The organism is Achromobacter colocynthidis (assembly GCF_057334535.1).
Map to the genome: position 1 here is coordinate 419,102 of NZ_JBHFIZ010000024.1, position 23,835 is coordinate 442,936.

The 23,835-nt window shown below is 66.1% G+C and carries 23 protein-coding genes; 13 read left to right on the forward strand and 10 right to left on the reverse strand.

Annotated elements, in window-relative coordinates; all coding sequences use genetic code 11:
• Window position 1: 1 nt before the first annotated feature.
• Entirely contained in the window at window positions 2-895 is an 894-nt protein-coding gene (locus ACE04A_RS10560) for an AEC family transporter (RefSeq protein WP_485820095.1), read from the forward strand.
• Between the two features lie 124 nt (window positions 896-1,019).
• Here ACE04A_RS10560 and fumC read toward each other — a convergent pair whose 3' ends face one another.
• Window positions 1,020-2,414 carry a class II fumarate hydratase gene (fumC, locus tag ACE04A_RS10565; protein ID WP_279996504.1) on the reverse strand — a complete coding sequence of 465 codons (1,395 nt, stop codon included), beginning with the start codon at window positions 2,412-2,414 and terminating at the stop codon, window positions 1,020-1,022.
• Between the two features lie 161 nt (window positions 2,415-2,575).
• Between fumC and tsaE the strand changes: the two genes are divergently transcribed.
• Complete coding sequence (tsaE, locus tag ACE04A_RS10570; protein WP_259252407.1) at window positions 2,576-3,115, forward strand: tRNA (adenosine(37)-N6)-threonylcarbamoyltransferase complex ATPase subunit type 1 TsaE; 540 nt, start codon at window positions 2,576-2,578, stop codon at window positions 3,113-3,115.
• Window positions 3,043-4,416, forward strand: a complete 1,374-nt coding sequence (locus ACE04A_RS10575; RefSeq protein ID WP_485820096.1) for an N-acetylmuramoyl-L-alanine amidase — start codon at window positions 3,043-3,045, stop codon at window positions 4,414-4,416. Before tsaE ends, ACE04A_RS10575 begins: the two co-directional genes overlap by 73 nt.
• Before the next feature lie 128 nt (window positions 4,417-4,544).
• On the opposite strand, the gene ACE04A_RS10580 is transcribed toward ACE04A_RS10575, so the two are convergent.
• A complete protein-coding gene (locus ACE04A_RS10580) occupies window positions 4,545-5,177 on the reverse strand; it encodes a VTT domain-containing protein (RefSeq protein WP_279996503.1) in 633 nt (210 codons plus the stop codon).
• 100 nt (window positions 5,178-5,277) lie between these two features.
• Between ACE04A_RS10580 and mutL the strand changes: the two genes are divergently transcribed.
• A complete protein-coding gene (gene mutL, locus ACE04A_RS10585; protein ID WP_485820097.1) occupies window positions 5,278-7,293 on the forward strand; it encodes a DNA mismatch repair endonuclease MutL in 2,016 nt (671 codons plus the stop codon).
• A 38-nt stretch (window positions 7,294-7,331) separates the two neighbouring features.
• Entirely contained in the window at window positions 7,332-8,273 is a 942-nt protein-coding gene (gene miaA / locus ACE04A_RS10590) for a tRNA (adenosine(37)-N6)-dimethylallyltransferase MiaA (RefSeq protein ID WP_448715906.1), read from the forward strand.
• A gap of 76 nt (window positions 8,274-8,349) precedes the next feature.
• Here the strand turns inward: miaA and purM are convergent, their stop codons facing one another.
• Entirely contained in the window at window positions 8,350-9,399 is a 1,050-nt protein-coding gene (purM, locus tag ACE04A_RS10595; RefSeq protein WP_259252411.1) for a phosphoribosylformylglycinamidine cyclo-ligase, read from the reverse strand.
• A 392-nt stretch (window positions 9,400-9,791) separates the two neighbouring features.
• Here purM and hda point away from each other — a divergent pair, with 392 nt between their 5' ends.
• The 4 genes from hda to ACE04A_RS10615 are packed head-to-tail and all read left to right on the forward strand — an operon-like array spanning window position 9,792 to window position 13,064.
• Window positions 9,792-10,493 carry a DnaA regulatory inactivator Hda gene (gene hda, locus ACE04A_RS10600; protein ID WP_259252412.1) on the forward strand — a complete coding sequence of 234 codons (702 nt, stop codon included), beginning with the start codon at window positions 9,792-9,794 and terminating at the stop codon, window positions 10,491-10,493.
• Window positions 10,490-11,188, forward strand: coding sequence for an HAD family hydrolase (locus ACE04A_RS10605; protein WP_259252413.1), 699 nt, complete (start codon window positions 10,490-10,492; stop codon window positions 11,186-11,188). The genes hda and ACE04A_RS10605 overlap by 4 nt, the downstream gene beginning before the upstream one ends.
• Window positions 11,189-12,571, forward strand: coding sequence for a polynucleotide adenylyltransferase PcnB (gene pcnB / locus ACE04A_RS10610; RefSeq protein WP_279996501.1), 1,383 nt, complete (start codon window positions 11,189-11,191; stop codon window positions 12,569-12,571). It abuts the gene before it with no gap.
• A gap of 4 nt (window positions 12,572-12,575) precedes the next feature.
• On the forward strand, window positions 12,576-13,064 hold the full coding sequence (locus tag ACE04A_RS10615) for a 2-amino-4-hydroxy-6-hydroxymethyldihydropteridine diphosphokinase (RefSeq protein ID WP_438859179.1): 489 nt from the start codon (window positions 12,576-12,578) through the stop codon (window positions 13,062-13,064).
• Window positions 13,065-13,428: 364 nt separating this feature from the next.
• Here ACE04A_RS10615 and ACE04A_RS10620 read toward each other — a convergent pair whose 3' ends face one another.
• Genes ACE04A_RS10620 through ACE04A_RS10635 form a run of 4 tightly spaced genes read right to left on the reverse strand, consistent with a single transcriptional unit; the run spans window position 13,429 to window position 17,172 of the window.
• Window positions 13,429-14,325, reverse strand: coding sequence for a sugar kinase (locus tag ACE04A_RS10620; protein WP_448715867.1), 897 nt, complete (start codon window positions 14,323-14,325; stop codon window positions 13,429-13,431).
• Window positions 14,322-15,155 (reverse strand): HpcH/HpaI aldolase/citrate lyase family protein, encoded by an 834-nt coding sequence (locus ACE04A_RS10625; protein WP_259252416.1) that lies wholly within the window; start codon window positions 15,153-15,155, stop codon window positions 14,322-14,324. The genes ACE04A_RS10620 and ACE04A_RS10625 overlap by 4 nt, the downstream gene beginning before the upstream one ends.
• Window positions 15,152-16,345, reverse strand: coding sequence for a CaiB/BaiF CoA transferase family protein (locus ACE04A_RS10630; RefSeq protein ID WP_438859287.1), 1,194 nt, complete (start codon window positions 16,343-16,345; stop codon window positions 15,152-15,154). Before ACE04A_RS10630 ends, ACE04A_RS10625 begins: the two co-directional genes overlap by 4 nt.
• The gene (locus ACE04A_RS10635) at window positions 16,342-17,172 is read right to left on the reverse strand and encodes an HTD2 family dehydratase (RefSeq protein WP_448715865.1); all 831 of its coding nucleotides are present in this window, start codon (window positions 17,170-17,172) and stop codon (window positions 16,342-16,344) included. The genes ACE04A_RS10630 and ACE04A_RS10635 overlap by 4 nt, the downstream gene beginning before the upstream one ends.
• A gap of 164 nt (window positions 17,173-17,336) precedes the next feature.
• Between ACE04A_RS10635 and ACE04A_RS10640 the strand changes: the two genes are divergently transcribed.
• On the forward strand, window positions 17,337-18,230 hold the full coding sequence (locus ACE04A_RS10640; protein ID WP_100853013.1) for a LysR family transcriptional regulator: 894 nt from the start codon (window positions 17,337-17,339) through the stop codon (window positions 18,228-18,230).
• A gap of 39 nt (window positions 18,231-18,269) precedes the next feature.
• Here the strand turns inward: ACE04A_RS10640 and paaG are convergent, their stop codons facing one another.
• Genes paaG through ACE04A_RS10655 form a run of 3 tightly spaced genes read right to left on the reverse strand, consistent with a single transcriptional unit; the run spans window position 18,270 to window position 21,435 of the window.
• The gene (gene paaG, locus ACE04A_RS10645; RefSeq protein WP_485820098.1) at window positions 18,270-19,088 is read right to left on the reverse strand and encodes a 2-(1,2-epoxy-1,2-dihydrophenyl)acetyl-CoA isomerase PaaG; all 819 of its coding nucleotides are present in this window, start codon (window positions 19,086-19,088) and stop codon (window positions 18,270-18,272) included.
• On the reverse strand, window positions 19,085-20,215 hold the full coding sequence (locus ACE04A_RS10650; RefSeq protein WP_448715863.1) for an acyl-CoA dehydrogenase family protein: 1,131 nt from the start codon (window positions 20,213-20,215) through the stop codon (window positions 19,085-19,087). Before ACE04A_RS10650 ends, paaG begins: the two co-directional genes overlap by 4 nt.
• A 29-nt stretch (window positions 20,216-20,244) precedes the next feature.
• Window positions 20,245-21,435, reverse strand: coding sequence for an acyl-CoA dehydrogenase family protein (locus tag ACE04A_RS10655; protein ID WP_485820099.1), 1,191 nt, complete (start codon window positions 21,433-21,435; stop codon window positions 20,245-20,247).
• Window positions 21,436-21,643: 208 nt separating this feature from the next.
• Between ACE04A_RS10655 and ACE04A_RS10660 the strand changes: the two genes are divergently transcribed.
• The 3 genes from ACE04A_RS10660 to ACE04A_RS10670 form a co-directional block, all read left to right on the forward strand.
• Complete coding sequence (locus tag ACE04A_RS10660; RefSeq protein WP_447988006.1) at window positions 21,644-22,048, forward strand: Zn-ribbon domain-containing OB-fold protein; 405 nt, start codon at window positions 21,644-21,646, stop codon at window positions 22,046-22,048.
• Window positions 22,045-23,217, forward strand: coding sequence for a thiolase family protein (locus ACE04A_RS10665; RefSeq protein WP_279996494.1), 1,173 nt, complete (start codon window positions 22,045-22,047; stop codon window positions 23,215-23,217). The genes ACE04A_RS10660 and ACE04A_RS10665 overlap by 4 nt, the downstream gene beginning before the upstream one ends.
• A 29-nt stretch (window positions 23,218-23,246) precedes the next feature.
• Window positions 23,247-23,835: AMP-binding protein (locus ACE04A_RS10670; protein WP_485820100.1), on the forward strand; the 589-nt coding region annotated here is incomplete at its 3' end.

Sequence of the window (23,835 nt, forward strand, 5' to 3'; positions counted from 1 at the left end):
CATGTCGGTTGCCCTTCTGGTTTTCCCTGATTTCATGCTGGTTGCGCTGGGTTGGGCGCTACGTCACAAGCTGGGTTTTTCACGCGAATTCTTTGCGGGCACCGAGCGCCTTGTGTACTTCGTGCTGTTCCCCGCGCTGCTGTTCCAATCCATTCTTCGTACCCCCATCACGGCCGGCAACGCCGCCCTGCTGCTGCAGGCCACGGCGGCCGTGATCGTGGCGGGCGTGGCCATGGCGTGGCTGGCGGGCCTGGTGCTGCGGCCGTCGTCGTTGGGGCTGGCGTCATCGGCGCAGTGCGGTTACCGCTTCAATACCTATATCGGGCTGGCGCTGGCGGCCAGCCTGGCCGGTTCGCAAGGGCAGACGGTGATGGCGTTGATCGTCGGCTTCGCGGTGCCCATGGCCAACGTGGCCGCGGTCTACGGGCTGGCGCGTCACAACGGCGGCAATCTGCTGCGTGAACTGGCGCGCAATCCGCTGGTTGTCTCAACCCTGTTGGGGCTGGCCTGCAACCTGGCCGGCCTGCAACTACCCGGCCCCGTGGATACGGTGCTGGCGCGCCTGGGCGCGGCGGCGTTGGCGCTGGGCATCCTGTGCGTGGGCGCCAGCCTGGCGTGGGAAGGCGGCAAGGGCTACGGCGCATTGATCACATGGATGCTTGCCGTGAAGCTCGTGGCGCTGCCCGCGGTGGCCCTGGGCGTGGCGCGCCTAGTGGGCCTGCCCCCGCTGGAAGCGCGCATGCTGCTGCTGTTTGCCGCCTTGCCCACCGCGTCCGCCGCCTACGTGCTGGCCATGCGCATGGGCGGCGACGGGCGGATGGTGGCGGTGCTGATTTCGCTGGGCACGCTGTTCTCGGCCGCCACGATTCCGCTGTGGCTGATGCTGACCGCGTAGGCTGGATCACTGCAAAAAAATGGCCGCCCATCAAAGGCGGCCATCTGGGGCGGGCATCTATCGCAGCCATCTAGGGCTGCCATCTGGGCGACCCCCGCGGCAACAGCGGCCGCGGTCGTGCCGATTACGACTTGTGCGCGTTGGTCATGGACCCAGGCACCACCCATTCGGCGAACTGCGCTTCGGTCACGTAACCCAGCGCCAGGGCCGATTCCTTCAGCGACAAGCCTTCCTTGTGCGCTTTCTTGGCAATCTGCGCGGCCTTGTCGTAGCCGATGTGTGGGTTCAGCGCCGTCACCAGCATCAGGGAACGATCCACCAGTTCGGCGATACGTTCGTGGTTGGGCTCGATGCCGGCCGCGCAATGCGCATTGAAGCTGGCCATGCCGTCCGTCAAGAGGCGCACCGATTGCAGGAAGTTGTGGATCACCAGCGGCTTGAATACGTTCAGTTCAAAGTTGCCGCTGGCGCCGCCGATATTGATGGCCACGTCGTTGCCCAGCACTTGCGCGGCCAGCATGGTGATGGCCTCGCACTGCGTCGGGTTGACCTTGCCCGGCATGATGGAGCTGCCCGGTTCGTTTTCCGGAATGCTGATTTCGCCCAGGCCCGAGCGCGGGCCGCTGGACAGCCAGCGCACGTCGTTGGCGATCTTCATCAAGCCGGCCGCCAGCGACTTCAATGCACCGTGCGCGAACAGCAGCGCTTCGTGCGAGGCCAGCGCCTGGAACTTGTTGGGCGCCGACACAAAAGCCGTGCCCGTTGCATGCGCCAGATCGGCCGACACCTTGGCGCTGAATTGCGGATGCGCGTTCAGGCCCGTGCCCACCGCCGTGCCGCCAATGGCCAGTTGATGCAAGCCGGGCAAGGTCGCGCGGATCTGCTGCTCAACCAGATCCAGTTGCGCCACATAGCCCGACAGTTCCTGGCCCAGCGTCAACGGCGTCGCGTCCTGCAAGTGGGTACGGCCGATCTTGACGATGTCATAGAACTCGGCGCTTTTCTCGGCCAGGGTCGCGCGCAACTGTTTCAGCGAAGGCAGCAGGTGATGCTCGACTTCGACGGCGGCCGCCACGTGCATGGCGGTCGGGAAGGTGTCGTTGGACGATTGGCCGCGGTTGACGTGGTCGTTCGGGTGCACCTTGCGCGCTTCGCCGCGCACGCCGCCCAAGATTTCGGACGCGCGGTTGGCCAGCACTTCGTTCATGTTCATGTTGCTTTGGGTGCCCGAGCCCGTTTGCCAGACCGACAGCGGGAATTCGTTGGGCCATTTGCCGGCGATGACTTCGTCGGCCGCGCGGATGATGCCGTCGGCGATCGTCGGATCCAGTTCGCCGAGTTCGGCGTTGACCTTGGCGGCCGCGCGCTTCAGGCGGGCCATCGCGTTAACCAGCGGCACAGGCATTTTTTCGGTGGAAATCGCGAAAAAATGCAGCGAACGTTGCGTTTGGGCGCCCCAGAGGTGATCCTCGGGGACTTCGATGGGCCCAAACGTGTCTTTTTCGATGCGGGTCTTCATGGCGCGTACAACTCCGTGGCGGCTGTCAGTCGCAAGTGGCGGTGTCCGCCCGAAGCGACAATTGAGAATAGCAATCACTTATAAGATTAGCAGAAACCCGCATTCCTATAATTGCGGCAATCCGTGATCTCTCCACCGTTTTTTACCACTCGCCCCGCGTCATGTCCGCCCCTCTTTGCACCCTGACCTTGCACCTGCCCGACGAAGCCGCCACGGAATCGCTTGCGCGCCAGCTTGCCCCCTTGGTTTCAGGGGGACAGACTGGCCCCGCAGGCGCTTGCATACACCTGCAAGGAGACCTGGGCGCGGGCAAAACAGCCTTCACCCGGGCCCTGTTGCGCGAATGCGGCGTGACGGGCCGAATCAAAAGCCCCAGCTACGCGCTGCTTGAATCCTATAAAGTTTTTAACTTATACTTCTATCATCTTGATTTTTATAGATTTAGTGATTCGCGCGAATGGTTAGACGCAGGATTTCGGGATTTACTGCGTGAAGACGCGGTGGTTTTGATCGAATGGCCAGAGCGGGCCGAGGGCCTTTTGCCCCCTCCCGACTTGCTCATTTCCCTGGCATATGCCGATGACGGCCGCGACGCCACCCTGACCGCGTACACCGCTCGAGGACAAACATGGTTGAACGCGATTGTCCCCCCGCCCCAGACGGCGCCCTTCCCTCCGCAGGCGCCACCCGGCGCCGCCTGATCAGCGTCGCCGCCACGCTGCTTGTCTTGCCGGTCCTGCCCCGTTTGGCGCAGGCGGCAACGATTCTGGCTGTCCGGACCTGGCCGGCCGACGAATACACCCGCGTCACGCTGGAGCTCGACAGCGAGCTCAAGGCTGAACAATTCACGCTGGAAAATCCCCACCGGCTGGTGGTCGACATCGAGGGACTGACCCTTAGTTCCGCCTTGAATGACCTGGTGTCCAAGGTCCGGCCCGACGACCCCTATATCCAAAGCCTGCGCGTGGCGCAGAACCGCCCGAACGTGGTGCGGCTGGTGTTCGACCTGAAGCAGCCCGTCGCGCCTCAGGTGTTCACGCTCAAGCCCGTGGCCGACTACCAGTACCGTCTGGTGCTGGACCTGTATCCGAAGGTCGCCCAGGATCCGCTTATCGCGATCCTGAACCAGAGCGGCCCCGACGTCGACGATCCGCTGGCGCGCATCCTGGAAGATATCCAGCGCAATCCGGTCACCCGTGCCGACCCGCCCGAACCTCCGCGCGTGCGCGGGCAGCAACCCGCCCCGCCGCTGCCGACCGCGCCCAAGCCGCCTACCGGCACCGCCCGCCGCGGCAAGCAGCGCACGCTGACCATCGCGCTGGACCCGGGCCACGGCGGCGAAGACCCGGGCGCCATCGGCCGCAGCGGCCTGCGCGAAAAAGACGTGGTGTTGCGCATTGCGCGACGCCTGAAAGCGCTGATCGACAGTCAGCCTTACATGCGCGCCTACCTGACCCGCGACGACGATTACTTCGTGCCGCTGCATGTGCGCGTGCAGAAGGCGCGCCGGGTGAATGCCGACCTGTTCATCTCGATCCACGCGGACGCCTGGGTCAAGCCGTCGGCCAATGGTTCATCGGTGTTTGCGCTGTCGCAGCGTGGCGCCACCAGCGCTCAGGCGCGCTGGATGGCTGACAAGGAAAACGCGGCCGACCTGATCGGTGGCGTCAACCTGGGCAGCCACGACCGCCAGGTCGCCAAGGTGCTGCTGGACCTGTCCACCACCGCGCAGATCAATGATTCGCTCAAGGTCGGCAACGCCTTCCTGGACGAGATCAAGAAGATCAACCGTCTGCACAAGAACAGCGTCGAACAAGCCGGCTTCGCCGTGCTGAAAGCGCCGGACATTCCGTCGGTGCTGGTTGAGACCGCCTTCATCAGCAATCCGCAGGAAGAAGCTTTGTTGCGGAGCAATTCGCATCAGGACAAGCTGGCACAAGCCATGATGACCGGCATCCAACGCTACTTCACCGCAAACCCGCCGCTGGCGCGGCTGGGGTGATATCAGCGCGCTGCTGATAGGTTACGTCGTTCATGTGGGTGGTGCATTGTCCGCTCCACCGCTGCTTGATGGGTTTCGCGCGGCATACGGTGGTGTTCTTGCAACCGCCCTGCCGCGCTGCACCCAGCCTACCGGCGGGATTTGATCAGCTTGAATACGCCGGCGCCTACTACGGGCACGATGGCCGCGGCCAGGCCCACCAACACAATGGTGTTCAGGTGTTCGCGCACCAGGGGGATGTTGCCGAAGAAGTATCCGGCCGCAACCAGGCTGACCACCCACAGCAACGCGCCCAGGATATTAAACAGTTGAAAGCGCGACATCGGCATGTCCGCCACGCCCGCCACGAACGGCGCGAACGTGCGCACGACCGGGATGAAGCGCGACATCACGATTGTTTTCCCGCCGTGCTTTTCATAGAACGCATGCGTGCGCATCAGTGCGCCACGGTCTAGAAATCGCACGTTCATGGAAAACACGCGCGGGCCGATGTAGCGCCCTATCATGTAGTTCAGCGTGTTGCCGGTAATGGCCGCCACGATCAACAGCACCGCCATCAGCACCGGATCGATATGCCCCGTGGCGCCGAACGCGCCCGCGATGAACAACAGCGAATCGCCGGGCAGGAAGGGCATGACGACCAGCCCCGTCTCCGCAAAGACAATCAGGAACAGCACCAAGTACACCCACACGCCATATTGCGCGACCCAGACGCCCAGCGTCTTGTCGATGTGGAGCACCATATTGAAAAATTCAAGCATCAGCGGCCCGGAGTTCGGAAGAAGGTTAAACCTTCGCGACTATAGCCCAGCAGGCCATGACGCTAAAATCCTCCACACAGCCCCACCAGACCTACGCCTAATGACAGAACGCCGTTCCATTCTTGCGCTTCCCGACCTGCTCATCAGCCAGATCGCCGCTGGCGAGGTGATCGAGCGGCCTGCCTCCGTGCTCAAGGAAATCCTTGAGAACGCGATCGATGCGGGCGGCCGCGCCATCGAAGTGCGGCTGGAGGGCGGCGGCATTCGCCGTATCGCCGTGACGGACGACGGCGGTGGCATTCCGCCCGACGAATTGCCGCTGGCGCTGGCCCGCCATGCCACCAGCAAGATCCGGTCGTTGAACGAATTGGAATCCGTGGCGTCGATGGGGTTTCGTGGCGAAGCGCTGGCCTCGATTGCCTCCGTGGCCCAGGTCACCATCATTTCGCGCACCCGTGACGGCGAGCACGCCTGGCAGATCGACGCGGGCAGCATGCAGGTCAGCCCCGCTTCCGGCCCCCCCGGCACCACCGTGGACGTGCGCCAGTTGTTCGACGCCGTGCCCGCGCGGCGCAAGTTCCTGCGATCCGAGGCCACCGAGTTCGGCCATTGCGTGGATGCCATGGAACGGATTGCGCTGGCGCATCCGCAGATTGCGTTCCGCCTGTTCCATCACGATCGCGCGCAGCGCCAGTGGCTGCCGGCCGAACCGCCTCAGCGCATCCGCGACGTACTCGGTGCGGAATTCGCCGAACACGGCCTCTTGCTGTCGCACGCGGTCGGCGCCGTCAGCCTGGCCGGCATGATCACCCGCCCGACCGCCGCGCGCGCCCGCGCCGACCGCCAATACCTGTACGTGAACGGCCGCTATGTGCGCGACCGCACGGTCAGCCACGCGCTGCGCGCCGCTTACGCCGACGTGCTGCACGGCGACCGCCAGCCCGCCTATGTGCTGTTCCTGGACATCGACCCCGCCGCCGTGGACGTGAACGTGCACCCGGCCAAGCACGAGGTCCGCTTTCGCGACAGTGGCGCCGTGCACCGCTTCGTGTCTCACGCGGTCGGCCAGACGCTGGCGCAGACAGGCGGCTCGTCGGCGGTTGCACCCGCCCGGCAAGATCAAGCGGAAGACGGCGGCTTTGAAACCGTCGCATCCGGCACCACGGGCTTGGGCCAGGGTTCGGGTTCGGGCTCCGGCTCAGGCTCCGGCTCCAACTTGGGTGACGACGCGACTGCAAGCGCGGACGCCGCCGCGTCCTCCGCCCGCGCGGGCCTCCAACCCGGCCACGCCGCCCCCGCGCCGAACGCTCCCCGCCCCGGCTACACCAGCCAGCCCGCCGCCTATGGCCTGCGCCCGTCACCCGCCCCGCAGCGCGCCCATACCCAGGTGCCGTTCCGCCTGCACGCCGAGCCCGCCGGCATCCCCGCCGCCGACTGGCAATCGCTATACCGCCCCTTGACCGACGACACGGCGGCCAAGGTCACTCCGGTCAGCGAGCCCCGGCCCGCCCCCACGCTGCCCGCCGACGAAGAACACCCGCTGGGCATGGCCCTGGCGCAATTGCACGGCATCTACATCCTGGCGCAGAACCGCCGGGGCATGGTGCTGGTGGACATGCATGCCGCCCACGAGCGCGTCGTCTACGAACAACTGAAGCAGGCGCTGGACGCCCGCAGCCTGCCGCGCCAGGACCTGCTGGTGCCCGTGGTGTTCCACGCCCAGGAAAAAGACGTGGCCCTGGTCGAGGAATTCGACACCCAACTGAACGATCTGGGTTTCGAGATGCGCCCGTCCGGCCCGACGTCGATTGCCGTGCGCTCCGTGCCCGCCATCCTGGCGCGTGGCGACATCGAAACGCTGGCGCGCGCCGTGCTGCGCGACCTGGGCGCCGTGGGCGTGTCGCGCTTGCTGACCGAACAGCGCAACGAACTGCTGTCGACCATGGCCTGCCACGGTTCCGTGCGCGCCAACCGCAAGCTGACCCTCGAAGAAATGAACGGGCTGCTGCGGCAAATGGAAGCCACCGAACGCGCCGACCAGTGCAACCACGGCCGTCCGACCTGGGTGCAATGGTCCGTGTCCGACCTGGACAAGCTCTTTCTGCGCGGACAATAAGCTTGCCCTCTTCCCTGCCTTCTTCGCTGCCCTCCGATATGCCGCCGGTCATCTGCCTGGCCGGCCCCACCGCCGCCGGCAAAAGCGCGTCCACGCTGGCGCTGGCCGAGCGCTGGCCCATGGAAATCGTCAACGTCGATTCGGCCACCATCTACCGTGGCATGGACATCGGCACGGCCAAGCCCTCGCCCGAGGAACAGGCGCGCGTTCCCCAACATCTGCTGGACATCCTGGACCCCGCGCAGTCGTACTCAGCAGCGGAATTCCGCGCCGACGCACGAAGCCTGATCGACGAGATCCGCGCGCGCGGGCGCATTCCGCTATTGGCGGGCGGCACCATGATGTATTACAAGGCGCTGCGCGACGGGCTGGACGACCTGCCCCAGGCCGACCCTGCCCTGCGCGCCGAGATCGAAGCCCGCGCCGCCATCCACGGCTGGCCCGCGCTGCACGCCGAACTGGCGCTGCTTGACCCCGTCACCGCGGCGCGCCTGGCGCCCAACGACAGCCAGCGCATCCAGCGCGCCCTGGAAATCTGCCAACTGACGGGCCAGCCCATGTCGACCCTGCTGCGCCGCGGCGAACAAAAGCCGGACGACGACGCCAACCACTACCTGACCATCAGCCTGGAACCGTCCGACCGCGCCGCGCTGCACGCGCGCATCGAGCAGCGCTTTGACGCCATGCTGGCCAAGGGGCTGCTTGACGAGGTCCGCACGCTGCGCGCCCGGCCCGACCTGCATCCTGGCCTGCCGTCCGTGCGCTGCGTGGGCTATCGGCAGATGTGGGCGCATCTGGATGGCGAGGTTGATCTGGCCACCGCGCGCGAACAGGGCATTGCCGCCACGCGCCAGTTGGCCAAGCGCCAGATCACCTGGCTGCGCGCCCAGCCCGACCGCGTCATCGTTGACTGCCTGGCCGGCGACGCGGTGGCGCAAACCATCGACGCCGTGGCGATGGCGCTGGCGGGCAAGCGCTAGCGGCAACGTGCACGCCGTCCGCCCATGAAAAAACCCGCCAGCGGCGGGTTTTTCGTTCACGCGGGACCGGTCGGGCTTACACCACGAAGGTCTGCGCCATGCCTTCGGTCTGCTCGACGATTTCGCCGATCTTGCTGACCGTTTCGCCCTGCTCGCGCAAGGTTTCAGCGATGGCGTCGGCCTGGGCCGCGTCCACCACCAGCACCATGCCGATGCCGCAGTTGAAGACGCGGTGCATTTCGGTGTCTTCCACACCGCCCTGCTCTTGCAGCCACTGGAACAGCTTGGGCATTTCCCAGCCGTCGCGATGCAACTTGGCCGACAGGCCGGCTTGCAGGATGCGCGGCACGTTGTCCAGCAAGCCGCCGCCGGTGATGTGGGCCAGGCCCTTGATGTCGGTGCCATGCTTGGCCAGCGCGGCCAGCACTTGCTTCACGTAGATGCGCGTGGGCGCCATCACGACGTCAACCAGCGGCTGGCCGTGGAAGTCGTCCGTCGGCTTGGCGCCGGCACGTTCGATGATCTTGCGCACCAGCGAAAAGCCGTTGGAATGCACGCCGCTGGAAGCCAGGCCCAGCACCACGTCGCCCGGCTTGATGGACTTGCCGTCGATGATCGCGGACTTTTCCACCGCGCCCACCGCGAAGCCGGCCAAGTCGTATTCGCCGTCCGGATACATGCCCGGCATTTCGGCGGTTTCGCCGCCGATCAGCGCGCAGCCCGACAGTTCGCAGCCCTTGGCAATGCCGCCCACCACCGACGCCGCCGTGTCCACCGAAAGCTTGCCGCAGGCAAAGTAGTCCAGGAAGAACAGGGGCTCGGCGCCCTGCACCAGGATGTCGTTGACGCTCATGGCGACCAGGTCGATACCCACGGTGTCGTGGCGGTTCCACTCGAACGCCAGGCGCAGCTTGGTGCCCACGCCGTCGGTGCCCGACACCAGCACGGGCTCGTTGTACTTCTTGGGCACTTCGAACAGCGCGCCAAAGCCGCCGATACCGGCCAGCACCCCGGGGCGCATGGTGCGCGCCGCGAGGGGTTTGATACGGTCGACCAGGGCGTCGCCTGCGTCGATGTCGACACCGGCATCGCGGTAGGTCAAGGGGGCTTTAGGTTGATTCGTCATGAGAAATGCCGTGGGGTATGTAACAATTGCTGGGAATTTGGTGGAACGCCCCGCATTTTACGATGTTGTGGGCTTGTGCAGGGTTCCGGCCGGCCGCGCGTGGCGAAAGCAATGCGGGCGGACTGGGCCACCGCCGGGGCCAAAAGGGCGCAAACCCAAGCCTGGCAAAGCCCTTGAGCGCGACACCATGCCCCCAGGTGGTTTAAAGTGTTGGGTTGGCTGGGTTGGATTTTGCCAGTTTCTGGCGGGCAATACCCGAATCGGCCCCGTGCATCACCGTTTTTTGGCTTTTCCGGCAACATCGGCCTGCCCATCGCGCCGCAGCGAGCCCCGCGTAATCAATACTGCGCAGGGCCTTGGAAGTACCGAACAAGCCTGATTGATAACCTCTCATGAACCGCCAGCTGTTGCTTGACGTTCTTCCCGCGCCAGCGCCATCGCTGAACAACTATATCGCCGGCCCCAACGGGGAAGCGCTGGCAGCCGTGCGCGCGCTCGATCCGGGCCGCGCGCTGTACATCTGGGGCGCCGCGGGCTGCGGCCGCACCCACCTGCTGCGTGCGCTGACCGCGCGCCCGGACGCCGTCTTCATCGACCCCGCCAAGGGCGAAACCATGCTGCGCCGCCTGGCCGAAGCCGATTCCAAATCGCCCATGCCGAAGTTCGTGGCCGTTGACGACGTGCACCGCATGGACGACAGCCGCCAAGCCGCCCTGTTTGCGCTGTACAACCGCTGGCGTGAATCCGCCGCCACGGGCCGCGCCTTTGCGCTGGCGCTGGCGGGCGACCGCGCCCCGCTGTCGATGCCGCTGCGTGAAGACCTGCGCACGCGCCTGGGCTGGGACCTGGTGTTCCGCCTGGATCCGCTGTCCGACGCCGACAAGCTGGCCGCCCTGTCCGCGCAGGCCGCCGAACGCGGCATGCACCTGGCGCCTGAAATCATCAACTGGATGCTGATCCACCACGAGCGCGACATCCGCAAGCTGGCCGCATTGATCGACGCGCTTGACCGCTATTCCCTGGCCACCGGCCGTCCCATCACCCTGCCATTGCTGCGCGCCATGCTCGCAGATCCTGATTCGCAACGCACATGACATCCCGACGTCTCGCCCTGTTCGACCTGGACCACACCCTGTTGCCGCTGGATAGCGACTATCAATGGGCCGACTATCTGGCCCGCACAGGCCGCGCGGGCGATCCCGACGAAGCCCGCCGCCAGAACGACGACCTGATGGACCGCTACAACCGCGGCGAACTCACCGCCGAACAGGCCGCCGAGTTCATGCTGGGCCTGTTGGCGGCACATTCGCCGTTCGACCTGGCCGACTGGCATGAGGAATTCATGCGCGAAGTCATCCGCCCGTCCATCACCGCCGACGCGCGCGCGCTGGTTCAAGCGCACCTGGACGCCGGCGACCTGTGCGCCATCGTCACGGCCACCAACAGCTTCGTTACCGCTCCCATCGCGCGCGCCTTCGGCGTGCCGCACCTGGTGGCCACCGACGCCGAATACCTGCGCGGCCGCTACACCGGCCGCATCCTGGGCACGCCCAGCTTCAAGGAAGGCAAGGTGGTGCGCGTGAACGATTGGCTGGCCAATATGGGATTTGGGCTTGCGGATTTCCCCGAATCGTTTTTCTATAGCGATTCGGTCAATGATGTACCCCTGCTCGAAAAGGTGACCCGTCCGATCGCCGCCAACCCCAGCCCAACCCTGCGCACCATCGCGCAGGACCGTGGCTGGCAAGTGATCGACTTGTTCGACCACATGGAAGACTCGAAGTCATAAATGATCACTGAAACCATAAAAAAATTCGTCGGCCGCTTGTTCGCGCCGGCACCTCGGGGGCCGTTGCGCATTGGGCGCGACAAGCACGGCATTGACCGCCGTAACGTTTCTCGCCACGCCATCAAGGTCTGCGAAGTCTTGCGCCAGCACGGCTATGAAGGCTATATCGTGGGCGGCGCGGTGCGCGACCTGATCGTGGGGCTTGAGCCCAAGGATTTCGACGTGGCCACCAACGCCACGCCCGAACAGATCCGCCCGCTGTTTCGCCGCGCCCGCATCATTGGCCGCCGCTTCCAGTTGGTGCACGTGGTCTTCGGCCAGGAAATCATCGAAACGTCCACCTTCCGCGCCCCGGCGTCCGAAGACCAGGAAACCGATGAGCACGGCCGCATCCTGCGCGACAACGTATTCGGCTCGCAGGAAGAAGACGCCAAGCGCCGCGACTTCACCATGAACGCGCTGTACTACGACCCGCACAACGAGGAAGTCATCGACTACCACAATGGCGTGGCCGACCTGAAAAAGCGCCAGGTCCGCATCATTGGCGATCCGGTCAAGCGTTACCGCGAAGACCCGGTGCGCATGCTGCGCGCCGTGCGTTTCGCCGCCAAGCTCAACGGCACGATCGACCCGGCCACGCGCCAGCCGATCAGCACCATGGCCGAGCTCATCGAAAACGTGCCGGCCTCGCGCCTGTTCGACGAAATGCTCAAGCTCTTGACTTGCGGCCACGCCATGGACTGCCTGCGCCAGTTGCGCGCCGACGGCCTGCACAACGGCCTGCTGCCCTTGCTGGACGTGGTGCTGGAACAGCCCGGTGGCGAGCACTTCGTGGAACTGGCGCTGGAACGCACCGACGCGCGCGTGCGCGCCGGCAAGACGATCAGCCCCAGCTTCCTGTTTGCCGCGCTGCTGTGGCAGCAGGTGGACGTGCGCTGGAAGCAGTTGCGCGCGCAAGGCGAGCACACCATTCCGGCGCTGTCGCAAGCCGCGGATTCGGTGCTGGACGAGCAAACCGAAAAGCTGGCCATCCAGCGCCGCTTCTCGTCGGACATGCGCGAAATCTGGTTCATGCAGCCGCGTTTTGAACGCCGCATGGGCAAGACCATTTTCCGCATGATCGAACAACCGCGCTTTCGCGCCGCCTGCGATTTCCTGCAGTTGCGCGCCGCCGCCGGCGAGTTCGACAGCGTGTTGGCGCAGTGGTGGATGGACCTGGCCAATGCCGACGACGTCACTCGCGCCGACATGATCGAAGAAGTCTCGCGCCTGCCGCGCGAAGCCGGCGACGGCGGCCCCAGCGGCCCGGCCTCGTCGTCGTCCACGCGCAAGCGTCGGCGCCCGCGCCGTTCGCCGTCGCGCGGCCCGTCCACCCCCGAGTAAGCCCGTGTCGCCCCGCTTGGTCCGCGCCTATATCGGCCTGGGCGCCAATCTGGGCGACAGCGCCGCCACCTTGCGCGGCGTGCTGGCCGAGCTGCAAGCCTCGGACGGCATCAAGGCGGTGACGGCATCGCCGTTCTACCGCAGCGCCCCGGTCGAGGCCACCGGCCCCGATTTCGTGAATGCCGTCGCGGCGCTGGATACGGATCTTCCGCCCTTGGCGTTGCTGGATACGCTACAGGCGCTGGAGAATCTGCATGGGCGGCAGCGTCCGTATAGGAACGCGCCTCGCACGCTGGACCTGGACCTGTTGATGCATGGGGACGCGGTGTTGAATCACGAACGGTTGACGCTGCCGCACCCTCGGATGCATCAACGCGCGTTCGTGCTGGTGCCGCTGCGGGATCTGGCGCCGGACATGATGGTGCTTGGCCGGCCGATTTCGGCATGGATTGATGAAATTCGGGATCAGGCGATTGAGCAGATGCCCGCCTGATGGAGCAGATGCCCGCCTGATGGGTTACGCGCGTGGAAAGCTGGTTTTCGCACAACGGCCAACCCGCGCTTCACCCATCCTACGAAGGACAGGGCGCCAACACGCACCGTAGGATGGGTGAAGCGCGAGAACCGGGTCAAAAATACCCAAGCCCCCATCGCGCGCAACCCATCTGCCACGCCCATCCGCCGCCCCCCCCCAAGTACCGCCGGATCGCCGGATCGCCAACGAACAGCACCACACCGTAGGATGGGTGAAGCGCGGCATGACCGTCACGCGAAAACCACCGTCCATCGCGCGGAACCCATCGGCCGAGCCCCATCGCGCAACCCATCCCACCGCCCCGCCCTACGCCCCCAAACAATCAGCCCTTCGCCGCAAACCCCATCATCGCGCGTTCCACATCCTCAACCCGCGGCAACCCCGCCTCGTTCCCCAGATACTGGATCTTGTGCGCCGACGCCGCGCGTGCGAAGGTGAAATGTTCAAGCCAGGGCAATTCAGGCCGGTTCAAATACGACCACACATAAGCCCCATGGAACACGTCACCCGCCCCTGACGTATCCACAATGCGATCGCCCGGCACGTTCAGCGACGGCAGGGTATCCACCCGCCCCGTCTCGTCGTACCAAAGCATGCCGTGCTCGCCCATCGTGACGGCGCCGATGCGGCAGCCTCGGGCTTTCAGCAGGTCCAGCAAGCCTTCCGGGCTTAAACCCAATTGTTCGCACATGCGCTCCGCGCAGACCGCCACGTCGATAAACCGCAGCAGCTCGTCGGTGTTCTCGCGCATGCCGCCGCCGTCCAGCGACGTCAGCACGCCCGCCTGCCGGCACGCGCGCGCGTAATGCAGCGCGGCGTCGGGCTGATGGCCGTCCAGATGCAGCGCGCGATAGCCGCTGATATCCAGCTTCGGAAACTCATTCAGGTATTCAACGTCCCGCGCCCGCACGATGGCGCGCTTGCCGTGGTTGGGCATGATGAACGACAGCGACGAACGGCGCACATGCCGCGCATGCAGCGTGATGCCGTGCGCCGCCGCCATGTCGGTGTACATATGACCCAGCCAGTCGGGCGCCAGCGAACAGATCAGATCGGGCGGCGTGCCCAGCCGACCGCAGGCGAATGCCGCCGTGACGGCGTTGCCGCCGAAGGACACGGCGTAGTCCCGCGCCACGCTTTTTTCATCACCGGTTGGCCATTGATCCGCCAGCACGGTCACGTCGATATAGGTGTGCCCGATGAAGAGCGCGTCGCTCATGTGGGCGCCTGCTCGCCCGCTTGCGCGAGCACCAGGCGCGCGCGCGCGATGACGGGGGCATCGACCATCTTGCCGTCCAGCATGAAGGTGCCTGCCGACGTATCCCGATGCGCGGCGATAACGCGGCGCGCCCAGTCGAGCTCTTCGCGCGCCGGCACGAAGGCGGCGTGAATGACCGGCACTTGCGCCGGGTGGATGCACAACATGCCGCCGAATCCCATCTGCTGCGCGCGACTGGCCGCCTGATTCAGGCCGGCCGTGTCCTGCACGCCGGGAAACACACCGTCCAACGCGGGCGCAAGACCCGCCGAACGGGTATGCAGCAATACCTGCACCCGCGCATGGTCCAGCACCGTCTCGGCGCCGGGCGTGTCGGGCGTCAGGCCCATGTCCAGCGCGTAGTCCAGGCTGCCGAACGCCAACCGCGCCACCCCGGGTGTGGCCGCGACTTCGCCGGCGTTCAACATCCCGCGCGCGGTTTCGATCAGGGGAATGACCGGCAGCCCGGTCTGCGCCACATGCCGCACCTGCGCCAGCGTTTCGGCCTTGGGCAGCAGGATGCCGGCAATGTTGGGCCGACCACGGCAGGCTTTCAAGTCATCGTCATGCCACGACGTGGAGGCATCGTTGATGCGCACCCACAAGCGGACGTCGCGATGCGTCCCCAGGAAGTCGCACAGTGCCTCGCGGGCGGACGCCTTGGCCAGATGCTCGACCGCGTCTTCCAAGTCCACGATAACGGTGTCAGCCCCCGCGGCCAGCGCTTTGGGGATGCGCTCGGCGCGGGACGCCGGCACGAACAGGGCGCTACGAACGACGGAATGCGTCACACGACCTCCGATGCATGGAATTGCGCCACCTGATCCGGCGCGTATCCCAACGATGCTAGCACCGCATCCGTGTTTTGGCCCACGCCGGGCACCGCCGCCATGCGCGGCGCGAAGGCGTTGCTGCTGGCGGGCGGCAGCAAGGCGGGCAGCATGCCGGCCGGGCTGTCGACCTGGCTCCAGCGCGCGCGCGCCTGCAATTGCGGGTGCGCCCACACGCCCGCCATGTCGTTGACGCGGGCGTTGGCGATCTGCGCGTCTTCCAGCCGCTGCGTCACCTGTTCGATCGACAGGTCCGCAAACGCCGCCACGATCAAATCGCGCAGGGCGTCGCGGTTGGCGGTGCGCTGCGAATTCGAGATAAAGCGCGCGTCTTCGGCCAGCGTGGCCTGGCGCAGCACCTGCGCGCAGAACACCCGCCATTCACGTTCGTTCTGCAGGCCCAGCATGATGGTCGACCCATCACCCACCGGGAACGGGCCATAGGGGTAGATGGACGCATGCGCCGCGCCCGCGCGCACGGGCGGCTTGGCGCCTTCGAAGGCGTAGTACATGGGAAAGCCCATCCACTCGACCATGCTCTCCAGCATGGACACGTCCAGGCGGCTGCCCAGGCCGGTTTTCTGGCGCAGCAGCAAGGCGTTCAGGATGGCCGAATACGCATACATGCCCGCCGCGATGTCGGCGATGGAACACCCGGCCTTGACCGGGTCGTCCTGCGTGCCAGTCACCGACAGAAAGCCGCTTTCGCTCTGGATCAGCAGGTCATACGCCTTCTTGTCCTGATACGGGCCGCCTTCGCCGTAACCCGAAATGTCGCAGACGATCAGGCGCGGGAACCGTTCATGCAAGGTGTCGAACGACAGGCCCAGGCGCGCCGCCGCGCCTGGCGCCAGGTTTTGCACCAGCACGTCGGCCGACTCCAGCAGGCGTTGCATGACGTCGCCGGCCTCTTCGCGTTTCAGGTCCAACGTCAGGCTTTCCTTGGACCGGTTGGTCCAGACGAAGTGCGACGACAGGCCGCGCACGCGCTCGTCATAGCCACGCGCGAAATCGCCACTGCCAGGGCGTTCGATCTTGATGACGCGCGCACCCATGTCCGCCAGTTGGCGGGTGCAAAACGGCGCGGCGATGGCGTGTTCCAGGCTGACGACGGTAATGCCGTCCAAGGGGCGGGATGCCGGTGTGCTCATTCGGTAAACCTCAGTTCGGCTTGGTGGGCCAGCGTGCCGTCCTGCTCGGCCCACAACTGGGCGACGCCCGGCTCGGTCAAGCGGCCGGCCACCTGGAAGGGGGTGGGCGAAATCAGCGGACGCAGGCCGCGGTAGCTCAGGTGCGTGGGGCGTGCCTTCGGATGGGCGCGAGTGAACGCCGCCACCATTTCCGTGGCGATCAGCGGGCCGTGCACGACCAGACCTGGATAGCCTTCGACTTCCGTCACATAGGGGTGGTCGTAATGAATGCGATGGCCGTTGAACGTCACGGCCGAATAGCGGAACAGCAGCACGGACGTGGGGTTGACGGTGTCGCGCCATTGGGCTTCGGGCGCGGGCTCGCTGCCCGCGAGCTTGGGCGGCGACGGCTGGCGGTAGACGATGTCCTGCTCTTCCTGGATGACGATTTCACCCGCCTGGTGATATTCATGGCGCACGGTCACGAACAGCAAGGCGCCGGTGCGGCCCGCTTTCTCTTCCACCTTGATCACCGTGGACACGCGCTCGGCCGGTACGCCCACTTTCAAGGGCTGGCGGAATTCCACCCGGCCGCCCGCCCACATGCGGTTGCGGTCCTGCGCGGGCGGCAGGAAGCCGCCGCGCGAGGGGTGGCCATCTGTCCCCAAGCCATCCATGCCCACCGTGCTGATGAAAAACGCCCACTGCCACAAGGGCGGCAAGGCTTCGCCCTGGGCCGGCGCGACGCCGCCCAGGGTGGCGGCGATGCGCGCGGCGTGGCCGGGGTCCATGGCGTCCGGCTTGCGTTCGCCGCTGCCGATCCAGGCTGCCGGATCCGTAGAAGTCATGCCTATATCCTTTGGTGGGTTTATTTATGGGGGTTTACTCAGGCATCAAGCATGCCCGCAAGCCGTCCCCGTTGTGAATTCGTTTTTCCTCAAGGCGGGGTTTGCGGCGCCTGAATCGACAAGCCAGGCCCAGCCCCGACGCGGCGCGCCGTAAACTATGCCGCATGCACTTCGACCTAGCCGACCTACGCCTGTTCATCCACATCGCCGAATCTCCCAGCCTGACCCAGGCTGCGAAACGCGCGCATCTGTCCCTGGCCGCCGTCAGCGTGCGGATCAAGGCACTTGAGAACCAGCTCAATTCCCGCTTGCTGTACCGCGACAGCCGGGGCGTGGAAATCACGCCCGCCGGCCAGAAGCTGCTACAGCACGCCCGCGTCATCATGCGGCAGGTCGACCACCTGAAGCATGACTTCCAGGAACAATCCGATGGCGACGCCGGGCATATCCGCATCTTCGCCAACACCACGGCCGTCACCGAATTCATGCCGGATATCCTGGCGCAGTTCCTGTCGGTGCATCCGGGCGTTACGGTCGACCTGCAAGAACGCCTGACGCGCGACATCGTGCGCGGCGTGCTGGACGGCACCACCGACCTGGGCATCGTCGCCGGCCCGGTGGACGCCCCCGAGTTGCAAGCCATCCACTTCAGCACCGACCGGCTGGTGCTGGTGGTGCCCAACGGCCATCCGCTGCAAGACCAGGACAAGGTCAAGCTGGTGGATGCCGTGCGCTATCCGTTCATCACCATGCACGAAGGCTCCACGCTGGTGGCTTTTTTACGCGACCAGTTAGAGCGCGGCGGCCAACGCTTGCCGCAGCGCATCCAGTTGTATAGCTTCGATTCCATCTGCCGCATGGTGCAGGCCGGCGTGGGCATCGGCGTGATTCCCGATTCCGCCGCCCGCCGCTATGGCGCCGACACCAAGTTGCGCGTGGTAGAGCTTGATGAACCCTGGGTGGTGCGCGAACGCAAGCTGCTGGTGCGCGACATCGATGCCCTGCCCGGCTGCGCGCGCGACTTGATCGAACAGATCCAGACGCCGCGCAAGCCTTAGGCGCGCGAAGCGCCGGGCAGCCGCAGTCAAGCTCGGCCCTCAGGTTCCGGTAAACGCAGGCGGCCGCTTTTCCGCGAAGGCGCGCATGCCTTCCAGGTAGTCGTCGGTGTAGCCCAGCTCGCGCTGCAACTGGCATTCCAGGTCGAACTGCTGTGCCAGCGTATTGCCGCTGGACGCATGCAGCGCGGCCTTGGTGGCTGCATACGCGCGCGTGGGCCCCGTGGCCAAGGTGGCCGTGATGTCCGACAAGGTGGATGCCAGTGCCTCGTCCGGCACCACGCGCCAGATCAGCCCCCACGCTTCCGCCTGGGTCGCGCTGACTGACTCGCCGAACAAAGCCGCGCCCATGGCCCGGGCCGAGCCCACCAGGCGTGGCAAGAACCACGTGCCGCCCGCATCGGGCAACAAGCCGATCTTGCTGAAGGCCTGCACGAAACGCGCCGATTGCACGGCGAACACTACGTCGCACGCCAATACCAGGCTGGCCCCGGCGCCCGCCGCCACGCCGTTCATCACGCACACCACCGGCACCGGCAGCGCGCGCAAGCGGGTGATCAAGGGCCGATAGCACTTCTCAAGCATCTGGCTGAGGTCGCGCCGCGCGCCGTCTTCGGCGGGCTTGCGCTCGCTTAAGTCCTGCCCCGCGCAAAAGCCCCGGCCGGCGCCGGTGATGACCAGGCCGCGCAAGCCCGCGTGCGTCTCCATAACGTCCAGCGCGCGCGCCAGTTCGGCGTGCATGACCTCGGTGAAACTATTGAGCCTGTCTGGCCGGTTCAGCGTAATCACGCCCACGCCGTCCGACAGCGTGAACTGAATCTGCGTGAAATCTTCGCCCATGGCGTTGTGCGTCGCGCTCATGCCTGCTCCTCAAGAATCGCCAATTCCTCCAGCACCGCCAGTTGTTCGGCCGTGTCGCCCAGCAACTGATCCACCATGGTCAAGCGCTTGAAGTAATCGCCCACGTCCAGTTCGTCGGTCATGCCCATGCCGCCGTGCAATTGCACCGCCATCTGCGCCACCTGGCGTCCGGCGCGCGCGGCCTCCAGCTTGGCCGACGCAATCATGCGGCGGCGTTGCACGGCATCGGGTTCGGTCAGGGCGGCCACGGCCACGTAGGCCATCGACAAGGCCAGTTCCTTGGCCACCAGCATCTCGGCTAGGCGGTGCTGCAAGGCCTGGAACGACGCCAGCGGCTGGCCGAACTGCTTGCGGGTCTTCAGGTAGTCGACGGTGATTTCCAGCAGGCGGTCGATGGCGCCGGCCGCGTGCGCGCACAGCGCCGCCGTGCCCCACTGCAAGGCCTGGGCCAAGGCCTCGTCGGCCTGCGGGCCTTCCGCCAGCAAGGCGTCGGCGGGTAGCTCCACCGCGTTGAAATCCAGCCGGGCGCAGCGGGCGCCGTCCAGCGTGGGCGTGTCGGTGACCCGCACATCCGAGGCATCCGCAGGCACCGCCAGCAGCACCGTCTGGCCATCCGCCCCTAACGCGCTCACCAACCATGTGCTTGCCGCCGCGCCGTGCCACACCAGATGCTTGGCGCCGTCCAGCCGCCAGCCCTGGGCGGTGTTGGCAGCGCGGCAATCTTGCGGCCGGGTGTCATAGCGGCGGCCGGGTTCCTGATAGGCCACGCTGACAATCGTTTCGCCCGAGGCAATGGCCGGCAACCAGCGACCGCGCGCGGCGTCACCGCAAGCATCCAGCAGCGCCGCGCCCATGACCGCGCTGGGAATGACGGGTTCGGAGACCAGCCCACGACCCAGTTCCACGTGCACGGGCAGCAGGCTGGCGGGCACTTCGCCGAAGCCGCCGAAGTCTTGCGAGATATTCAGGCCCAGCACGCCCAGTTCGGCCAGTGCGCCCCAGGCGCGGGCGTCCAGCGTGCCCGTCGCCTGACGCGCGCGGCGTTTGGGGGTTGTCCATGCCTGGTCCACCAGGCGGCGCAGGCTGTCGGCCAGCATGCGCTGTTCTTCGGTATAGAGGAAATCCATGCGTGTCTTCCTGTCGGGTTGCGCGGGGCCTACAGGCCCAGCACCAGGCGGGCGATGATGCCCTTCTGCACTTCGGTGGTGCCGCCGTAGATGGAGGTCTTGCGCATATCGGCATAGCCCGCGCCGGCGGCGGCGGCCATCTCGGGGCCGGGTCCGTGGGTATCGTGGTCGGCCAGCAGCCAGTCGGGGTCGTAAGGCCAGGCGTCCGGCCCCGCCACTTCCATTTGCAGCATCGCCAGGTCCTGCTGGATTTCAGACCCGCGTATCTTCAGCACCGAAGCCTCGGGGCCCGGCGTGCCGTCGTTGCTGGAGGCCACTCGCAGCAACAGCATTTCCAGCGCCATGATGTCGACTTCAATGCGCGAAATGCGGTCGCGGAAACGGCTGTCGGCCAAGAGCGGCTTGCCGCGTGATTGCGCTTGGGCCGCCATCTGTTTCAGGATGCCCAGTTCGCGATGGCAATGGCCCAGGCCGGCGATTCCGGTGCGCTCGTGGCCCAGCAGGTATTTGGCGTAGGTCCAGCCCTGGTTCTCTTCGCCCACCAGATTGGCCACCGGCACGCGCACGTTTTCCAGCCACACTTCGTTGACGTCGTGGCCGCCGTCCAGCGTGCGGATGGGGCGCACGGTCACACCCGGCGCGCGCATGTCCAGCAGCAGCATCGAAATGCCGCGCGGCGCGGGGGCGTCGGGGTCAGTGCGGGCCAGGCAGAACATCCAGTCGGCGTACTGCGCCAAGGTGGTCCAGGTCTTTTGGCCATTGACGACGTAGTCATCGCCGTCGCGCACGGCGCGCGTTTTCAGCGATGCCAGGTCCGAACCCGAACCTGGTTCGGAATAGCCCTGGCACCACCAGTCCTGCACGCGCGGAATGCGCGGCAACAGACGCGCCTGTTGTTCCGCGCTGCCGTACTTCATCAGCACCGGGCCGATCATCGACAAGCCGAATGGCAACAGGCGCGGAGCGCCTGCCTTGAAGCATTCCACTTCGAAGATCAGGCGCTGCAAGGCGTTCCATCCCGTGCCGCCATGCTCGACGGGCCAGTTGGGCGCGCCCCAGCCGTGGTCCGCCAGGATGTTGTGCCATCGCACGTAATCGTCGCGCTCCAGGCGCTGATGACGCAACACCTTGTCTCGGATGTCGGCGGGCAACTGGGTGGCGGCGAACGCGCGCACCTCGTCACGGAATTGGCGCTCTTGCGGCGTCCAGGTCAGGTTCATGGTCTACCTCCTTTGCCCGGTATCTAGCCATGGCGTGCGCGGCCGGACAATCTGCCTCTTCCGAAGACCGGCTTCGCGCTGGATGTAGGGCGGCGCAGGCGGCGCCCACTATCGCTTCGCAAAAGGCCTGCTTCAGCAATGAAGAATGGCAGAACGCTGCCGCAGTGCCGACACTAGCAGCCGTCATCCACTGGAATCCCATCGCACCATGACTGTTTCCGATCCCAAGGAAAGCGTGTCGCAGGGCGTCGAGGCGCAGTACCGCCAGGCGCTCGACCAGGGCCGTTTTCTTATTCAGCACTGTGGCGGCTGCGACCGCGCGGTGTTCTATCCGCGCATGGTCTGCCCGCACTGCGGCGCCGACAAACTGGCTTTTGCACCGGCCGACGGACGCGGCACGGTTTATTCCACCACCGTCGTGCGCCGCAAGCCCGAGGCCGGCGGCGACTACAACGTGGCGCTGATCGACCTGCAAGAAGGCGTGCGGCTGATGAGCCGCGTGGAAGGCGTCGCCCCCGCCGACGTGCGTATCGGCATGGCCGTGCGCGCCCGTGTCATTCAACAAGACGGCCACGGCCTTGTGGTCTTTGACCCCTATCAGGAGGCGGCATGACGCTTAACGATTTGCGCGGCGCCGTCGCCGTTGCCGGCGTGGGCCATGCGGGCCTGGGGCAAGCCAACGGCTTTACCGAAATGGAAATCCTGGTGCAGGCGGCGCAGCGCGCCGTGGCCGACGCCGGCCTGACCCTGCGCGACATCGACGGCATCTGCACCGCCAGCGTCGCCGCGCCGATGTGGGCCATGCCGGTGATCGAACACCTGGGCATCCGCCCCACCTTCATCGACAGCACCATGCTGGGCGGTTCCAGCTTCGTGGCGCACCTGTTGCCGGCCATGCACGCGCTGGCGTCGGGCCAGTGCAATGCCGTGCTGGTCTGCTATGGCAGCACGCAGCGCACGTCCACGCTGAGCCGCGCCGAAGTGGGCCGCGTGCGCAAGCAGTTCGACCCGCAGCCTTATGAAACGCCTTACGACCCGCTAAGCCCGCTGTCGTCCTATGCGCTGGCCGCCGCCCGCCACATGCACCAGTACGGCACGCGCCGCGAGCATCTGGCGCAGGTGGCGTTGGCGGCCAACCAATGGGCGCAATTGAACCCCGAGGCGCAACTGCGCGAACCCACCACGCTGGACCAGATTCTGTCAGCGCGCATGGTGTCCGATCCCTTGAGCGTGCGCGATTGCTGCCTTGTTACCGACGGCGCGGGCGCCTTTGTACTGGTGCGCGCCGACCGCGCACGCGACCTGCCGCGCCCGCCTGTCTACGTGCTGGGCAACGCCACCGCCGTATGGAACCGACAGATCTCGTCCATGCACGACCTGACCGTCACCGCCGCCGCGCAATCGGGCAAGCACGCTTTTGAAATGGCGGGCGTGTCACCGCGTGACATCGACGTGGTCGAACTCTACGACGCCTTCACCATCAACACCTTGCTGTTCCTGGAAGACCTGGGCTTTTGCGCCAAGGGGGAATCCAAGGACTTCATCGCGGACGGCGCCATCGCACCGGGCGGCAGGCTGCCCGTCAACACCAACGGTGGCGGGCTGTGCTGCGTGCATCCCGGCATGTATGGCGTCTTCATCATGATTGAAGCCGTGCGCCAATTGCGCGGGGAATGCGGCGCGCGCCAGGTTACCGACGCGCAACTGGCGCTGGTGCACGGCAACGGCGGCACGCTGTCCAGCCAATCGACCGCCATCCTGGGTACCCAGGCCACGCTCTGATTTACACGTTGACCCTTACGGCACTATCGATGTCTCACGCAGAACCCCTCACCCGCATCCATGAACTGCTGGCGCGGCAAGCGCGCCAGCAACCCGACGCTGTTGTGCTTTACGAAGAAGGCGGCGGCACCCTGACCTACGCGCAACTGTGGCAGCGCGTGCAGGCCGTGGCCGAATGGCTGCGTGATCAAGGCGTACAGCCGGGCCAACGCGTGCTGATGGTGGGGGAAAACTGCACGGCGATGATCGCGGCGCTGTTCGGATGCGGTGTGGTGGGCGCGTGGCCGGTCGGCGTAAATGCGCGGCTGTCGGCGCGCGAAGTCGACAACATCCGCCAACACGCCCAACCCGAACTGCTGCTCTACACCACGGGCGTATCGGGCGCGGCGGCCGACCACGCCTCTGCTGCCGGCGCGGTGGATGCGGACCCCGCCGTCTGGGGGCCGGGCGTGCAGGCCGCGCGCGCCGCCACCCCCACCCTTGCGGAAACCGGTGCGCTGGCCACGGAAGTGGCGACCGTCATCTACACGTCCGGCACCACCGGCGCGCCCAAGGGTGTGCTGGTGCCACATCGGGGCCTGCTGCATTTCGCGCGCGTGTCGGCGGCGTGGCGGGGGG